16 protein-coding genes and 1 riboswitch are annotated in these 14,166 nt (G+C 72.1%); of the genes, 3 read left to right on the forward strand and 13 right to left on the reverse strand.

Going from position 1 to position 14,166, the window contains the following annotated elements; all coding sequences use genetic code 11:
* The first annotated feature begins 6 nt into the window (after positions 1–6).
* Positions 7–1,224 (forward strand): DUF6986 family protein, encoded by a 1,218-nt coding sequence (locus IEZ03_RS06755; RefSeq protein WP_229808086.1) that lies wholly within the window; start codon positions 7–9, stop codon positions 1,222–1,224.
* Positions 1,225–1,227: 3 nt separating this feature from the next.
* On the opposite strand, the gene IEZ03_RS06760 is transcribed toward IEZ03_RS06755, so the two are convergent.
* The 11 genes from IEZ03_RS06760 to IEZ03_RS06810 all read right to left on the reverse strand — a co-directional run bounded on the left by IEZ03_RS06760 (position 1,228) and on the right by IEZ03_RS06810 (position 9,915).
* Complete coding sequence (locus tag IEZ03_RS06760) at positions 1,228–1,854, reverse strand: nucleotidyltransferase family protein (RefSeq protein WP_184886296.1); 627 nt, start codon at positions 1,852–1,854, stop codon at positions 1,228–1,230.
* 18 nt (positions 1,855–1,872) lie between these two features.
* Positions 1,873–2,997 carry an XdhC family protein gene (locus tag IEZ03_RS06765; protein ID WP_184886298.1) on the reverse strand — a complete coding sequence of 375 codons (1,125 nt, stop codon included), beginning with the start codon at positions 2,995–2,997 and terminating at the stop codon, positions 1,873–1,875.
* Positions 2,990–4,132, reverse strand: a complete 1,143-nt coding sequence (locus IEZ03_RS06770) for a vWA domain-containing protein (RefSeq protein ID WP_229808087.1) — start codon at positions 4,130–4,132, stop codon at positions 2,990–2,992. The genes IEZ03_RS06765 and IEZ03_RS06770 overlap by 8 nt, the downstream gene beginning before the upstream one ends.
* Before the next feature lie 4 nt (positions 4,133–4,136).
* Positions 4,137–5,021 carry an AAA family ATPase gene (locus IEZ03_RS06775; protein ID WP_132044468.1) on the reverse strand — a complete coding sequence of 295 codons (885 nt, stop codon included), beginning with the start codon at positions 5,019–5,021 and terminating at the stop codon, positions 4,137–4,139.
* A gap of 334 nt (positions 5,022–5,355) precedes the next feature.
* Positions 5,356–5,943, reverse strand: a complete 588-nt coding sequence (locus IEZ03_RS06780) for a Uma2 family endonuclease (RefSeq protein ID WP_184886300.1) — start codon at positions 5,941–5,943, stop codon at positions 5,356–5,358.
* 101 nt (positions 5,944–6,044) lie between these two features.
* Positions 6,045–6,491, reverse strand: a complete 447-nt coding sequence (locus IEZ03_RS06785) for a PH domain-containing protein (RefSeq protein WP_229808089.1) — start codon at positions 6,489–6,491, stop codon at positions 6,045–6,047.
* A complete protein-coding gene (gene hisG / locus IEZ03_RS06790) occupies positions 6,484–7,359 on the reverse strand; it encodes an ATP phosphoribosyltransferase (protein WP_184886301.1) in 876 nt (291 codons plus the stop codon). Before hisG ends, IEZ03_RS06785 begins: the two co-directional genes overlap by 8 nt.
* A 72-nt stretch (positions 7,360–7,431) precedes the next feature.
* Positions 7,432–7,938 (reverse strand): 6,7-dimethyl-8-ribityllumazine synthase, encoded by a 507-nt coding sequence (gene ribH, locus IEZ03_RS06795; RefSeq protein WP_184886304.1) that lies wholly within the window; start codon positions 7,936–7,938, stop codon positions 7,432–7,434.
* On the reverse strand, positions 7,935–9,188 hold the full coding sequence (locus IEZ03_RS06800; RefSeq protein WP_221480812.1) for a bifunctional 3,4-dihydroxy-2-butanone-4-phosphate synthase/GTP cyclohydrolase II: 1,254 nt from the start codon (positions 9,186–9,188) through the stop codon (positions 7,935–7,937). Before IEZ03_RS06800 ends, ribH begins: the two co-directional genes overlap by 4 nt.
* The gene (locus IEZ03_RS06805; RefSeq protein WP_184886306.1) at positions 9,185–9,325 is read right to left on the reverse strand and encodes a hypothetical protein; all 141 of its coding nucleotides are present in this window, start codon (positions 9,323–9,325) and stop codon (positions 9,185–9,187) included. Before IEZ03_RS06805 ends, IEZ03_RS06800 begins: the two co-directional genes overlap by 4 nt.
* The gene (locus IEZ03_RS06810; RefSeq protein ID WP_132044476.1) at positions 9,322–9,915 is read right to left on the reverse strand and encodes a riboflavin synthase; all 594 of its coding nucleotides are present in this window, start codon (positions 9,913–9,915) and stop codon (positions 9,322–9,324) included. Before IEZ03_RS06810 ends, IEZ03_RS06805 begins: the two co-directional genes overlap by 4 nt.
* 71 nt (positions 9,916–9,986) lie before the next feature.
* Positions 9,987–10,117, reverse strand: a riboswitch (FMN riboswitch).
* Between the two features lie 175 nt (positions 10,118–10,292).
* On the opposite strand from IEZ03_RS06810, the gene IEZ03_RS06815 reads away from it, so the two are divergent.
* Together IEZ03_RS06815 and IEZ03_RS06820 are read left to right on the forward strand one after the other, a co-directional pair.
* Positions 10,293–10,703, forward strand: coding sequence for a DoxX family protein (locus tag IEZ03_RS06815; protein WP_184886308.1), 411 nt, complete (start codon positions 10,293–10,295; stop codon positions 10,701–10,703).
* Between the two features lie 185 nt (positions 10,704–10,888).
* Complete coding sequence (locus tag IEZ03_RS06820; protein ID WP_184886310.1) at positions 10,889–12,382, forward strand: P-loop ATPase, Sll1717 family; 1,494 nt, start codon at positions 10,889–10,891, stop codon at positions 12,380–12,382.
* Positions 12,383–12,524: 142 nt separating this feature from the next.
* On the opposite strand, the gene rpe is transcribed toward IEZ03_RS06820, so the two are convergent.
* Together rpe and IEZ03_RS06830 are read right to left on the reverse strand one after the other, a co-directional pair.
* Positions 12,525–13,202, reverse strand: a complete 678-nt coding sequence (gene rpe, locus IEZ03_RS06825; protein WP_184886312.1) for a ribulose-phosphate 3-epimerase — start codon at positions 13,200–13,202, stop codon at positions 12,525–12,527.
* 12 nt (positions 13,203–13,214) lie between these two features.
* Entirely contained in the window at positions 13,215–14,165 is a 951-nt protein-coding gene (locus IEZ03_RS06830) for a phosphatase PAP2 family protein (RefSeq protein WP_184886314.1), read from the reverse strand.
* Between the last annotated feature and the right edge of the window lies 1 nt (position 14,166).

Consider the following 14,166-nt stretch of genomic DNA (forward strand, 5'->3'; position numbering starts at 1 on the left):
TGCGGGGTGGTGAATCTCAGCGTCTCCTCGTTCGACGACCTGTCCGCGCGCATCGCCGCCGTCCGCGACGAGCACCGCGAGCGCCACCCCGGCGGCGCCGACGGGCGGCAGCCGGTGCACACGGTGTACGTGCCGGCCGACCGGTTCTCCCGCTCGACCCCGGCCGACTTCGGCGCGGAGGCCCTGCGGCTGCTGAACACGCACACGCCGGGCGCCGGGTCGTTCGGCGCGGCGTTCGGGCTCGACCCCGAGATCGCGGGGCTCGTCCGGGAGCGGGTCGCGGCGAAGCTGTCCGCCGAGCCGGTCGAGGACGTGCGGATCGACTTCGAGGACGGCTACGGCGTGCGCCCCGACGCCGAGGAGGACGCGCACGTCGCGCAGGTCGTCGAGGCCGTCGCCGCCGCGTACCAGGTCAAGGGCCTCCCCCACTACTGGGGCGTGCGGGTCAAGTCGTTCGCCGACGGCGGGCACGAGCGCGCGATGCGCACGCTCGACGCGTTCCTCACCGCGCTGCGCGACCGGCTCGGTCGGCTGCCCGGCGGGTTCACCATCACGTTCCCGAAGGTCGTCGCGGCCGAGCACGTCGCGCTGTTCACCGAGTACCTGGAGCGGCTGGAGACCGCGCTCGGCCTGCCGGCCGGCATCCTGCGGTTCGAGGTGCAGGTCGAGACGCCCGAGTCGATCCTGGACGGCGAGGGCCGGACCGCGCTGCGCGCCATCGCGGCCGCCGCCGGGGGCCGGCTCACCGCCGCCCACTTCGGGGTGTTCGACTACACCGCCGCGATCGGGCTGCCGCCGCACGAGCAGCGCCTCGACCATCCCGCGTGCGACTTCGCCCGGCACGTCATGCAGGTGTCGTTCGCCGGCACCGGCGTGCGGCTGTCGGACGGCTCCACCAACGTCATCCCCCGCAACGACGGGCCCGACGAGGTCAACGCGACGTGGGCCGCGCACGCCGCGCACGTGCGGCACTCGCTGCGGCACGGCTTCTACCAGGGCTGGGACCTGCACCCCGCGCACCTGCCCAGCCGGTACGCCGCCGTGTACGCGTTCCACCTGAGCGGCGTCGACGACGTCATCGGGCGGGTCCGGGCGTGGCACGAGCAAATCGCCGGCAACGCGGGCGTCCTGGACGAGCCCGCCACCATCAAGGCGCTCACCGCCCGCCTCCGCCGCGCCGTCGACTGCGGCGCCCTCGACGAGAGCGCCCTGCCCGCCACCTAGCCCCTACCGGCCGTCCCCGCCCGGTCCTCCGGCGCGGCGGTCCAGCGCCGCCCGCTCGACCGTGCGCAGGTCGTCGGGGGTGTCGATGTCGTCGGGGGCCGCGACGCCGTCGCAGGGGACGCGCGTGATCCGGTCGGGGTGGGCGCGCAGGTAGGCGCGGGCACCCATGTCGCCGACGGCGGCCTCGGCCGCCGCGGCGAAGTGCCCGGCGCTCAGCAGCACGGGGTTGCGCGGCGCTCCCCCGTAGGTCGCGACGGCGATCTCGGCGCCGTCCTCGTAGGCGGCGATCAGCCGTGCCACCGCCGCGGAGGTGACGAGGGGCTGGTCGACCAGCGCGACGACCACCGCGGGGCAGCCGGGCGGCAGCGCGGCGAGCCCGGCGCGCAGCGACGACCCCATGCCGTCGCGCCAGCCGGCGTTGGGCACCACGACGGCGCCGATCACCTCGACCGGCTCGGCCCCGGCGACCACCAGGACCGGGGAGCAGCCCCCGTCCCGCAGCATCCGCACGCCCCGGTCGACCAGGCGCTCCCCGGCCAGCTCCACCGTCGCCTTCGGACGCCCGAGCCGGCTTCCCTCACCCGCCGCGAGCAGCAGTCCCGCCGGCGGCTCCGCACCGTGCAACGTCATTCCGCGAGGGTAGTGCCGTCACGGCGCGTCGGCGTGGATCCGGCCCGTGGTGTCGGTGAGCGGCCGCCCGGAACCGCCCCAGCGGAGCTGCACGAGCTCGGCCGCGATCGACACCGCCGTCTCCTCCGGCGTGCGGGCGCCGAGGTCGAGGCCGATCGGGGAGCGCAGCCGGCCCAGCTCGGCCCCGGTCAGGCCCGCCTCGCGGAGCCTCGCCAGCCGGTCGTCGTGGGTGCGGCGCGACCCCATGGCGCCGACGTAACCCGCGCCGGTGCGGAGCGCGACCTCCAGCAGCGGGACGTCGAACTTGGGGTCGTGGGTCAGGACGCAGATCGCCGTCCGCTCGTCGACGGCGGACGCCGTCTCCTCCAGGAACTTGTGCGGCCACTTCACCACGACCTCGTCGGCCTCCGGGAACCGCTTGGGCGTCGCGAACACCGGCCGCGCGTCGCACACCGTCACGTGGTAGCCGAGGAACTTGCCGATGCGGGCGACGGCGGCGGCGAAGTCGATCGCGCCGAACACCAGCAGCAGCGGCGGCGGGGCGAACGAGTGCACGAAGACCGTCAGGTCGTCCAGGCGCCGCTCCCCCTCCGCGCCGTAGTGCCGCTGGCCGGTGAGGCCCTGGGCGAGCATGCCGCGGGCGTCGTCGTCCACCGCGGCGTCGAGGCGCCCGGCGTGCGGGGCGCCCGGCGCGAGCGACCCGGAGGCGCGGTCGGCCCAGATGACGCGGCGCGCGCCGATGCGCCCCGGGCCGGCGACGACGGTGGCGACGGCCACGGGCTCGTGCCGCTCGATGGCCGCAGTGACCTCCGCGAACTCGGGGAACGTGGCGGGGCCGACCGGCTCCACCAGGACGTCGAGTATCCCGCCGCAGGTCAGGCCGACGGAGAACGCGTCGTCGTCGCTCACCCCGTACCGCTGGACGACGGGCTCGCCGCTCTCCATCACCGACTGCGCCAGGTCGTACACGGCGCCCTCGACGCAGCCGCCGGACACGCTGCCCGCGACCTCCCCGCCCGGCGACACCGCCATCGCCGCGCCCGGCGGGCGCGGCGCGCTGCGGAAGGTGTTCACCACGGTCGCGAGCCCGAACGTCTCCCCGGACGCGTACCAGCCGGCGATGTCGCCGAGGACGTCACGCATGTGCCCTCCCCTTTCCGAGGTTCCCTGAGCCACGTCCGGCGCCGGCCACCAGGCGGGCCAGCGCTTCGAGCGCCGCGAGGCTGTGCCCGGACGTGAAGTCGTCGACGTGCGGGAGCGCCGCGGCCATCCCCGCGGTCAGCGGCTCGTACCCGGGGCGCGCCTTGTGCGGGTTGGCCCACACCACCCGGTGCGCGAGCCGGTGCAGCCGCGCCATCTGCTCGCCGAGCAGCGCCGCGTCGCCGCGCTCCCAGCCGTCCGACGCGATCACGACGATCGAGCCGCGGGCCAGGCCGCGCTGCCCGAACCGGTCGAGGAACTCCTTCAGCTCCTCGCCGAGCCGGGTGCCGCCGCTCCAGTCGGGGATGGCCGCGGACGCCGCCGCCATCGCCGCGTCCGGGTCGCGGTGCCGCAGCTCGCGGGTGAGGCGGGTCAGCCGCGTCCCGGCGCTGAACACCTCGACGTCGCGCCCGCCGGAGCGGGCGGTGGCGTGCGCGAACCGCAGCAGCGCGTCGGCGTACGGGCTCATCGACCCGCTGACGTCCACGATCAGCACGACGCGGCGGGGGCGGGTGCGGTGCGTGCGGTGCCGCAGCAGCGCGGTCTCGCCGCCGCGCCGCAGCGTCTCCCGGACGGTCCGCGCCGGGTCGAGCCGCCCGGTCGCGGCGGCCGTGAACCGCCGGGACCGGCGCCGCTCGGCGCCCGCGTCCAGCATCGCGATCAGCCGGGCGACCTCGGCGCGCTCGGCGGCGCTGAGCCGCGCCACGTCCCGGTCGCGCAGCACCTCGACGGCGCTGGCGGTGACGGCCTTCATGTTCCCGGACTCCTCCGCGCCGTCCCCGGCGCCCGGGTCGGGCACCGTCACCCGGCGGACGACCACGGGCGGCGGCGGGCGGCGCCCCGGGCGGGCGGTCGCGCCGGAGAAGTACGCGGCGAAGCACCGGTCGTAGCGGGGGAGGTCGTCGGGGTCGGCGCAGAGCGTCAGGCGGCCCGCCCAGTACACGTCGGACGGGTCGAGGACGTCGAGGTGGTCGAGGGCGGCGAGCATCGCCTGCACCCGCTCGGGATCGGCGCTCCCGCCCGCCGCGCGCACCGTCCGGGCGAAGCCGACCATCGTCTCGGTGACGTCCCGCTCCACGCCCTCACCCCCCGTTGAGCAGGGCCTCTAGTCCGCCGCCGAGGACGCGCTGCTGGTCCTCGCGGTACTTCAGGACGGCGCCGAGCGTCACCGCCGCGGTCCCCGGGTCCAGGTCGCGGACGCCGAGGGCGACGAGGGCCTCGGTCCAGTCGATGGTCTCGGCGACCCCGGGCGGCTTCAGCAGGTCGGTCTCGCGCATCCGCTGCGCGGCGCGGGCGACCTGCCCGGCGAGCCGCTCCGCCGCGCCGGGGAGCCGCCGCCGGATGATCGCCACCTCGCGGTCGAACGACGGGTGCTCCAGCCAGTGGTACAGGCAGCGCCGCTTCAGCGCGTCGTGGACCTCGCGGGTCCGGTTGGAGGTGACCACGACGACCGGCGGCCGCTCGGCCCGGATCGTGCCCAGTTCCGGGACGGTGATGGTGAAGTCGCTGAGGACCTCCAGGAGGAACGCCTCGAACTCGTCGTCGGCGCGGTCGAGCTCGTCCACCAGCAGGACGCTCGGCGAGGTCTCCAGGGCCTGGAGCAGCGGGCGGGCCACCAGGAACCGCCGGTCGTACAGCTCGCCCTCCAGCCGCGCCACGTCGCTGACGCCCGCCGCCTCGGCGGCGCGCAGGTGCAGGAGCTGGCGCGGGAAGTCCCAGTCGTAGAGGGCCTGGGACGCGTCGAGGCCCTCGTAGCACTGCAGCCGGATCAGTGGCGCGCCGAGGCCCCGCGCGAGCGTCTTGGCGAGCTCGGTCTTGCCGACCCCGGCCTCGCCCTCCAGGAACAGCGGACGGCCCATGCGCAGCGCGAGGAAGCACGCCGTCGCGAGCCCCTCGTCGCACAGGTAGGCGTGCCTGTCGAGCAGGCCCGCGAGGTCCGCGGGCGATCCGACCTGGTCCAGTGTCATCGGTGCCGTCTCCCCCACGGCTTTCAGGCTACTCAGCCCGAGGCGCAAGTCACACGGTCCGGACCCTTGCGTTTTCGCCGCCCACGGGGGCTCGCCGCGATGACTCGTGCGACGACGCGCGGGCTGGACGCTGACCATGTGAGCGACGGCGAGGAGCCCGGCCGCGTGCGGCAACCGCCGTGGAGGCCGGGCCCGTGAACGACGGGTCGCTCGCCGCGTCGACGGTGCCGGGCGCGTTCCACGGCGTCGACCCCGCGATCGGCCAGCTGTTCGCCGGGGCCCGTGGACCGGGATGCTCTCCGGCGCAGCCGGCCGCCCGGAGGTATGCGGATCGCTACCGGCGCTGGCCGATGGCGGTCAGATCGATCTCGATGTCGAACGGAGCGGTCACCTTGAGCCGGTCATGGTGAATGCCCGTCAGAGCGTAGGCGGCGTCGCGGGGGTCGAACTCGTACACGTAGACGACGGTCCTGTCCCCGTCCCGCTCCGCGCGCCAGTAGTGCCTGATCCCCGCGGCCAGGTACCGGCGAGGCTTGATCTCACGATCACGCTCGACCGAGTCCGCCGAGACGGCTTCGACCACCAGCACGACGTCCTCCGCCAGAAAGTGGGTGCAGGAGGGGCCACGGTCGAACGCCTCGGCCGTCACGACCGCGACGTCCGGCTCGGGTGCCTGTCGTTCCCCCAGCCGGACGGTCATCTCCCGGACGGCTCGCAGGTGTGCGGGCGCCTGGCGGTCCAGTTCGTTCTCCAGCAGCTTGAGCACTTGTGCATGCCACATCGTCTGCGGGCTCACGAAGACCAGACTCCCGTCGATCAGCTCGGTGTGCCGGGGCAGCAAACCGTCCATGCGAAGGAAGTCGGCAGCGGTGAAGCCCCCCGGCGGGGGGATCACCCAGTCTGGCAGCGGCTCACCGTCCATGTAGCCACTTTCTGCGATCGTCTCAACACTCTGAGCTGTCATGAGTCCACTGTGGCACACTGCGCGCTCTCGGACTGGACAACAGCCTAGAACAGACGCGGTCAGGTGGGGTCGGGGGCTTCGCCTCGGGTGTGCAGGAGGGTTTTCAGTTCGGTGAGCTGGCGGGCGGCCAGGGCCTTTTCGGTGCCGTTGATGCCCATCGCGCTCATCGAGGTGCCGTCGGCCAGGTCGAGGGTGGGCCAGGGCTCGCCCTCGGACATGGTGACGTCCAGGACCTCGGGCCATTCGAAGGTGCGGGTGCGGAACGCGTTGACGACCGTGAGGCCCGACTCGTCGGCGGCGACGCGGCAGCGGGCGAGCATGTGCAGGACCCATGCGACGAAGGCGCCGAACACGACGATGAGGATGCGGTCGAACAGCTTGAACTGGGGCGCCACCACCACGGCGAGCACGATCAGGGCCAGCATGATCACGCCCGCCGTGATGTAGGCGACGATCCGGGTGACGCGGGGACGCCACACGGTCGGGAGCACCGGGGTCTCAGTCAACGATCTTCGCGATGGGGATCTCGAGGATGTCGTGCGCGCCGGCCGCCTTCAGCGCCGGGATCAGCCGGTTCACGCCGCGCTTGGCGACCACGGACTCCACGGCGTGCGAGTCGCCGCCCGCCAGGGACGTGACCGTGGGCGAGGACATCGACGGCATGATCTCCAGGACGCTCTGAAGGTCGGCCTGGGCGACGTTCAGCTTCAGCAGGACCTTGCCGCGCGCGCGGATCGCGCCCTGCAGGAGCAGTGAGATGTCCTCCATCGCGGCGCGCTTCTCGGCGTCCTCGTAGGCCGCGCGGTTGGCGACCAGCTCGGTGTAGCTGGTCAGGAGCGTGTCGAGGATGCGCAGGCCGTTCTTGCGCAGGGACGAGCCGGTCTCGGTGAGGTCGACGATCGCGTCCACGATGTCGGGGACCTTCGCCTCGGTCGCGCCGTAGGACGGGACGACCGTGGCCTTCACGCCGTGCTTGTCGAGGAACCGCCTGGTCAGGGCCGGGAACTCGGTGGAGATCCGGACGCCCTCCGGCAGGTCGGACACCTGCTGCCACGGCGCGCCCTCCGGCACCGCCATGATCACGCGGACGGGGTTGGACGTCGCCTTCGAGTACTGCAGCTCGCCGAGGCTCACGACGTCGGCGTCGGTCTCGGTGATCCAGTCGCGGCCGGTGATGCCGAGGTCGAACAGACCCTGCTCGATGTAGGTGGGGATCTCCTGCGGGCGCAGGACCCGCACCCGGTCGATGCGGGGATCGTCGATGGAGGCGCGGTAGTCGCGGTCCGACGAGCGCTGGACGGTGAGGTCGGCGGCGTCGAACAGCTGCATGGTCGCCTTCTCCAGCGACCCCTTGGGCAGGACCAGTGACAGCACGGAATTGCCTTTCGATGAGATGGAAGTGCGAGGGCCCGGAGGCTCAGAAGCTCGAATGCGGTCGTTCCGGACCTACATATGCTTCTGGTCGCTCCCGGCGTGACCGTGATGCCGCAGACCTCGCAGGGTCAGTGCCGTGTCGAGTGCGGCCACCGTCGCCTCCCATCCCTTGTCCTCGGAGCTGCCGGGCAGCCCGCTGCGTTCCAGTGCCTGCTCAATGGTGTCACATGTGAGAACTCCGTTGCCCACCGGAGTCGCCTCGTCGAGCGCGACACGGGTCACACCCGCGGTGACCGAGTCGCAGACGTAGTCGAAGTGGGCGGTGGCGCCGCGGATGACCGCGCCGAGGCAGACGACGGCGTCCAGGTCGCGGGCGAGCTGCTGCGCGATCACCGGCAGCTCCAGGGCGCCCGCGACGCGGGTGACGACGGGCTGGTCGACGCCGCAGGACTTGGCGGCCGCGAGCGCGCGGTCGAGGAGCTGGTCGGTGATGCGCGCGTGCCACCGGGTGCAGACGATGCCGAGCGTGACGCCGGCGGCGTCGACCGTGCTCGCCTCGGGGCGTCCTTCGCCGCTCATGTGAGTCCCTCGATCTGGTGTCCGAGACGGTCGCGCTTGACCGTCAGATAGCGCCGGTTGTGCTCGGTGACGATGACGGGCATCGGCACGCGGCCCCGCACGTCCAGGCCGAAGCCGTCCAGGCCCTTGAGCTTGGCGGGGTTGTTGGTGAGCACCCTCACCGAGCGTACGCCGAGGTCACGCAGCATGTGGGCGGCGTTGGAGTATTCGCGCGCGTCGGCGGGGAGCCCGAGCTCCAGGTTGGCGTCGACGGTGTCGGACCCGTTGTCCTGGAGCGCGTACGCCTGCAGCTTGGCGAGGAGGCCGATGCCGCGTCCCTCGTGCCCGCGCAGGTAGAGGACGATGCCGCGCCCCTCCTCCGCGATGCGCTCCATGGCGGCGTCGAGCTGGGTCCCGCAGTCGCAGCGTTCGGAGTGCAGGACGTCGCCGGTGAGGCACTCCGAGTGGGCGCGGATCAGGACGTCCTCGCCGTCGCCGATGTCCCCGAGCACCATCGCCACGTGCTCGCCGCCGTCGATCGCGCTGGAGAACCCGACCGCGCGCCACTGCCCGTACCGGTTGGGCAGGCGCGTCTCCACCACGCGGGCGACCATCGCTTCGGTGCGCCTGCGGTACTCGGCGAGCTGCTCGATCGAGACGAGCTTGAGCCCGTGCTCCTTGGCGAAGATCTGGAGCTCCGGCAGGCGCGCCATGGTGCCGTCCTCGTTGACCACCTCGGCGAGGACGCCCGCGGGGGTGAGCCCGGCCATCCTGGCGAGGTCGACGGCCGCCTCGGTGTGCCCTCGCCGGCGCAGCACGCCGCCCTCGCGGTAGCGCAGCGGGAAGATGTGGCCGGGGCGGACGAGGTCGCGCGGCTCGGACGCCGAGTCGCACAGCGTGCGGATCGTCCGGGCCCGGTCGGCGGCGGAGATCCCGGTGGTGACGCCGAGCCGCGCGTCCACGCTGACCGTGTACGCGGTGCGCATGCGCTCGGTGTTCTGCGCGGTCATGAGGGGGATGTGCAGGCGGTCGAGGTCGGCGCCCTCCATCGGGACGCAGATGACGCCGCTGGTGTAGCGGATCGTGAACGTCAGCAGCTCGGGCGTCGCCTTCGCCGCGGCGAAGATGATGTCGCCCTCGTTCTCGCGGTCCTCGTCGTCGACGACCACGACGGGACGTCCCGCCGCGATGTCCGCGAGCGCCGATTCGATGGAGTCGAAGATCCCCGTCTCGCTGGTCCCCGTCTCGCTTGCACTGCCGTTGCCGCTCATGCGGTCACCGCCTTCCGCCCGGGGGCGTGCAGGGCCCGGGCGTCCCGGAGCCGCTGGTCGGAGCTGGTCGTCTCGAAGCTGAGCGTCCCGAAGCTGATCGTCATCGTCGTCGCGCGGTCGCGCCGGGGCCGGTTCATGAGCGGTCCCCCAGCATGCGCTCGACGTACTTGGCCACGACGTCCACTTCGAGGTTCACCGGGTCGCCGGGAGTCTTGTGGCCGAGCGTCGTGAGCGCGAGCGTCGTCGGGATGAGGGCGACGCTGAACCGGTCCGCGCCGGCCTCCACGACGGTGAGGCTGATGCCGTCCACGGTGATCGAGCCCTTGTCCACGATGTAGCGCGCGAGGTCGTGCGGGAGGGACACCGTGACCACGTCCCAGCGCTCCCCCGGCTCGCGGGAGATGATCGTGCCGACGCCGTCCACGTGGCCCTGGACGAGGTGGCCGCCGAGCCGGTCGGAGAGCCGGAGCGGGCGTTCGAGGTTGACCTTGGAGCCGGGTTCCAGCGCGCCGAGGCTGGACTTGCCGAGGGTCTCCTTGATGACGTCGGCGGTGAAGACCTCGCCCTTGACGTCCACGACGGTGAGGCAGACCCCGTTGACGGCGATCGACGCGCCGTGCACGGCGTCCTGCGTGACGAGCGGCCCGCGGACCGCGAGCTCGACGGAATCCCCCTGGGGCTCGACCCCCGTGATCTCGCCGAGTTCCTCGACGATGCCGGTGAACATCTACCCGGGCCTCCTAGGTCAAGGCTCCGGGGACGTCCATACATCGGCGCACGCCCCAGGTCAGGGACGTGCCGCGCGCTGCCTCCCATCCGGACTTTGACCGTCGGTCCCGGAGTTCCACCGGGTCAACCGGCCGATGGCTTCGGCCGGGTCGCGGACTGTAACCGCCGGTTCGGAATTTCACCGACCCCGGAGCACGCGTTCATGCTTTGCCATCCAGTGTGCCACGCCGTCCACAGGCGCCCGATGTGACCATCGCCACGAATTCGGCACGTTCCACAGCACGCAGCAAGTTGATTCAACGTTCAACGATCATGACGGTGGGGTAGATCGCGGGACAGAAGTGACGCATGACAACAATCCCCCAGGAGGCAGTCATGGACGTCGTCGCCCTCATCGCCCGCATCGCGTTCACATCGATCTTCATCGGGGCAGGCGTCGGGCATCTCACCGCCACCGGCGCCATGGCCGGTTACGCGGCGGCCAAGAAGCTTCCGCAGCCGAAGCTCGCCGTGCAGGTCTCGGGCGTCTACATCCTCGTGGCCTCGGCCATGCTGGTCCTCGGCATCTGGCCCGACCTCGCCGCGCTGGCCTTCGTCCCGTTCCTGCTGATCACGGCGTTCGTGTTCCACGACTTCTGGAAGCAGGAGGCCCCGGAGACGCGCCAGCAGGAGCAGCTCCAGTTCCTCAAGGACCTCTCCCTGGCCGGCGGTGCGCTGGCCCTCTTCGCCCTCTACGCCGCGGAGTCCCACCCCGGCCTGAACCTCGTGGGCCCCCTCTTCGGCTGACGCGCCACCTCGCCGCCGGAGCCCGGCCCCAGCGGCGAGGTAGGCCGCGCAAGTCGCTCAACCGGCGCTCGTCCAGAAGACCTGGGAGCGCTCCAGATCCCCCTTACGGGGAGTCTTGCCGAAGGTCCGGCCAAGGGTGAAACTCGGTGACGAAACCCTCCGCCACCGACTCGGGGAACAGGCCCATGGCCAAACTGACTCTGTCGCCGAAAATCCTGGACGTGCTCGATTTCGGCACCCCCTCCGCCGAGCGCGACATCTCGCGGGGGCTGGAGAAGTACTTCGTGGAGTCCCCCGCCTACCAGCGGGTGCGGACGGGCGCGAAGACGATCCTGATGGGCAACCGCGGGTCCGGGAAGAGCGCGATCTTCAAGGTGCTGGCCAAGCGGGAGCGCGCCGCCGGCAGCCACGTGATCGAGCTGTCGCCCGAGGACTACTCGTACGAGCTGCTCAACGCGACGATGGCCGCGGAGGACGCGGGCTCGTGGGCGAAGCAGGGCGCCTACGCCGCCGCCTGGAAGTACCTCATCTACGTCCTGGTCATGAAGGCGCTGGCCAGGAAGGGGATGCGGCTGACCAAGGGCGGCGGCAGGGAGATCCACAAGTACGTCAGGGACAGCCACGGCGCCCAGCAGCTCGGCACGCTGTCGCTGCTGATGTCGTACCTGAAGCGGCTGGAGGCCGTGAAGATCGGGCCGATCGAGGCGGGGCTGCGCACCCGGGAGCTCGACCGGCTCTACAAGCTGGAGGAGATCCAGAACCTGCTCCCGGCGCTGCAGAACGTCCTGGAGAGCCAGCGTGTCGTGGTCCTCGTGGACGAGCTTGACCGCGGCTGGGACTCCTCCGAGGACGCGAAGGCGTTCGTGTCCGGGCTGTTCCAGGCGTGCGTCTCCGTCAACGCGCTGCACCGGAACCTGCGCGTGTACATGTCGCTCAGGCAGGAGCTCTACGACGACATCCCCGCCCTGTACGAGGACGCGCAGAAGCACCGGGACCTGGTGGAGAAGATCTCCTGGTCGGAGGAGTCGCTGCTCGAGCTCATCGCCAAGCGGATCCGGTACTCGGCCCACGAGAAGGGGTTCGACGTCGAGGCGCTCGAGCGGGCCGGGGACCGGGCCTGCTGGTCCGCGGTCTTCGCCCCGCCGCCGCCGGGCATGGCGCGGGACGGCTCGTTCGGCTACATGGTGGACCGCACGCTGTACCGGCCTAGGGAGCTCATCCAGTTCTGCTCGGAGGCCCTGGATCTGGCCAGGGGGCGGACGTCGCGCCTGCCCGTGCCGTACTCGGCGATCGAGCGGTCCGAGTACGGCTACTCCGCCGAGCGCACGAAGGACATCGCGGCCGAGTACCGCTCCCAGTACCCGGGCCTGCTGAGCGTCTTCGAGGTCTTCCGCAGCCATCCGCACACCTTCGAGCGCGCGGAACTGGAGATGCTCTGCCTCGAACTGGCCTTCGGCGACATCCCCACACGCGGCACGCAGTCATGGCTGCCCCTGCGCGAACCCAACGACCTCATCGAGATCCTGTGGCGTTCGGGGCTGCTCACCGCGCAGGCCGTCGACAACGGCCGTTTCCTGGGAAGCCATCAGGTACAGCACCTCAACCTGGCGGCCGTCCGGCGTTTCCGCGTGCACGAGATGTTCCACGCCTCCCTCGGGATCGTCCCCGCGAACGGGTGAGAACCGAAGGGTCCGCCGGTCAGCCGGCGGCGAGGCAGAGGCCGTCACCCGCGGGCCGGGGTTCGACGAGGGGCGTCGGGTCGACGAGAGTGCCGTCCACCGGTGCCGTCCACGTCGAGCAGGACGGCGTCGCAGGGCAGGATCACCAGTCCGCCTTGGCCGTCGCCTCCTCGGCCTGGCCGCGGAGTCGGCGGACGGCCTCGGCGGGGTCGTCGGCGCCGTAGACGGCGTTGCCCGCGACGAACACGTCGGCGCCCGCCTCGGCGCAGCGTTCGATGGTCTCCGTGCTGACGCCGCCGTCGACCTGGAGCCAGACGGGCAGGTCGCGGCCCTTGATGAGCTCGCGGGCGCGGCGGACCTTCGGCAGGACGACGTCCAGGAACTTCTGGCCGCCGAAGCCGGGCTCGACGGTCATCAGGAGCAGCATGTCGATCTCGCCGAGGATGTCCTCGAAGCCGTCGACGGGGGTGGCGGGGTTGACGCCCAGGCCCGCGCGCGCGCCCGCGGCGCGGATGGCGCGCAGGGTGCGGATCGGGGCCTTCGCCGCTTCGGCGTGGATGGTGACGCTCTTCGCGCCCGCCTCGGCGTACTCAGGGGCCCAGCGGTCCGGGTCCTCGATCATGAGGTGGCAGTCGAGGGGCAGCGCGCTGTGTTCGAGCAGCGCCCGGACGACCGGCAGCCCCAAGGTGAGGTTGGGGACGAAGTGGTTGTCCATGACGTCGACGTGGACCCAGTCGGCGGAGTCGGCGATGCGCGCGATCTCGTCGGCCAGGCGGGCGAAGTCCGCGGACAGGATGCTGGGTGCGATCTGAGGAGCCATGATGATCCGAGTCTATTGGCGCAGTTCCGACTGCTCCTCACCCGGCCGGGTGAGAGCGGGGGTGGGGCGGGCGGCCAGGCGGAGGCGGACGAAGGCCTCCGGCGCACCGGCCGTCACCCACAGGCCCAGCGCCGCCTGGACGGCGAACACCGGGAACAGCCCGGACGCGTCGAGCAGGAGGGCGGGCAGGTAGATGACACCGGCGCCGGCCATGGCCACGGCGAGGCGTGCCAGGAGCTGCCACGGTCGCCCGCGGGGGTCGAACCAGCCGCGGGCCGCCAGGATGGACAGCCCCGCCAGGACTCCGCAAAGCCCGCCCGAGGCCCGGGCCGAGTCGACGAGCGTGATGGGTTCGGTCTCGCCTCCGGCCTCCCTGATCTCCTGCGCCCACCCGTGCGGCCACCGCCACCCTTCGAGCGGCTGTATCGCCGCCCACGCCGCCCCAAGGAACAGCAGGGAAAGCCCCAGAGCGAGCGCCACTTGGATGCCCAGGGGGCGTCGCGTCCACCACGCGACGACGAAGGGCTCCGCGAGGAGGGCGACCAGCAGGAGGGTCAGCCCTATCCCCCAGCCGCCCAGGACCTGCCCCACAGAGTGGACACCCAGTTGGACGCGGGAGACCCCGATCAGAACGATGAGCACCGCGGCGGCCGCCCACAGGGCCCGGCGCCGGGTCAGGGTGGCGGCGAAGCCCCAGCCCACCACGGCGTTCTGCGAATGGCCCGAGGGCATGCCGAACGACGAATACGCCTGCTCGCCCTCGACCGAGGGGTTCGTCCAGTAGGGGCGGGGGTCGTGGAAGACGAACTTGAGGACCGTGTTGACATACCCGCCGATCAGCAGGAGCACAGCGGCCCGTGCCGCCACCCGTGGAGCCGCGCACCAGAACAGCACGAGGAGCACCGGTACGTAGAAGCCCGCGCTGCCCAGGAATGACACGGCGTGCCAGAAGCCGGTCAGCACG

The sequence above is a fragment of the Actinomadura livida genome (genome assembly GCF_014648675.1).
Lineage (GTDB): Bacteria > Actinomycetota > Actinomycetes > Streptosporangiales > Streptosporangiaceae > Spirillospora > Spirillospora livida.

Bases quoted from the DNA above. Each gene is read 5' to 3' on its own strand.
- IEZ03_RS06780 (WP_184886300.1), bottom strand. From the start codon at position 5,943: ATGGACGGTGAGCCGCTGCCAGACTGGGTGATCCCCCCGCCGGGGGGC.
- IEZ03_RS06810 (WP_132044476.1), bottom strand. From the start codon at position 9,915: ATGTTCACCGGCATCGTCGAGGAACTCGGCGAGATCACGGGGGTCGAG.
- IEZ03_RS06765 (WP_184886298.1), bottom strand. From the start codon at position 2,997: ATGCGTGACGTCCTCGGCGACATCGCCGGCTGGTACGCGTCCGGGGAG.
- IEZ03_RS06820 (WP_184886310.1), top strand. From the start codon at position 10,889: ATGGCCAAACTGACTCTGTCGCCGAAAATCCTGGACGTGCTCGATTTC.
- IEZ03_RS06775 (WP_132044468.1), bottom strand. From the start codon at position 5,021: ATGACACTGGACCAGGTCGGATCGCCCGCGGACCTCGCGGGCCTGCTC.
- IEZ03_RS06815 (WP_184886308.1), top strand. From the start codon at position 10,293: ATGGACGTCGTCGCCCTCATCGCCCGCATCGCGTTCACATCGATCTTC.
- IEZ03_RS06760 (WP_184886296.1), bottom strand. From the start codon at position 1,854: ATGACGTTGCACGGTGCGGAGCCGCCGGCGGGACTGCTGCTCGCGGCG.
- IEZ03_RS06800 (WP_221480812.1), bottom strand. From the start codon at position 9,188: ATGAGCGGCAACGGCAGTGCAAGCGAGACGGGGACCAGCGAGACGGGG.
- rpe (WP_184886312.1), bottom strand. From the start codon at position 13,202: ATGGCTCCTCAGATCGCACCCAGCATCCTGTCCGCGGACTTCGCCCGC.
- IEZ03_RS06805 (WP_184886306.1), bottom strand. From the start codon at position 9,325: ATGAACCGGCCCCGGCGCGACCGCGCGACGACGATGACGATCAGCTTC.
- ribH (WP_184886304.1), bottom strand. From the start codon at position 7,938: ATGAGCGGCGAAGGACGCCCCGAGGCGAGCACGGTCGACGCCGCCGGC.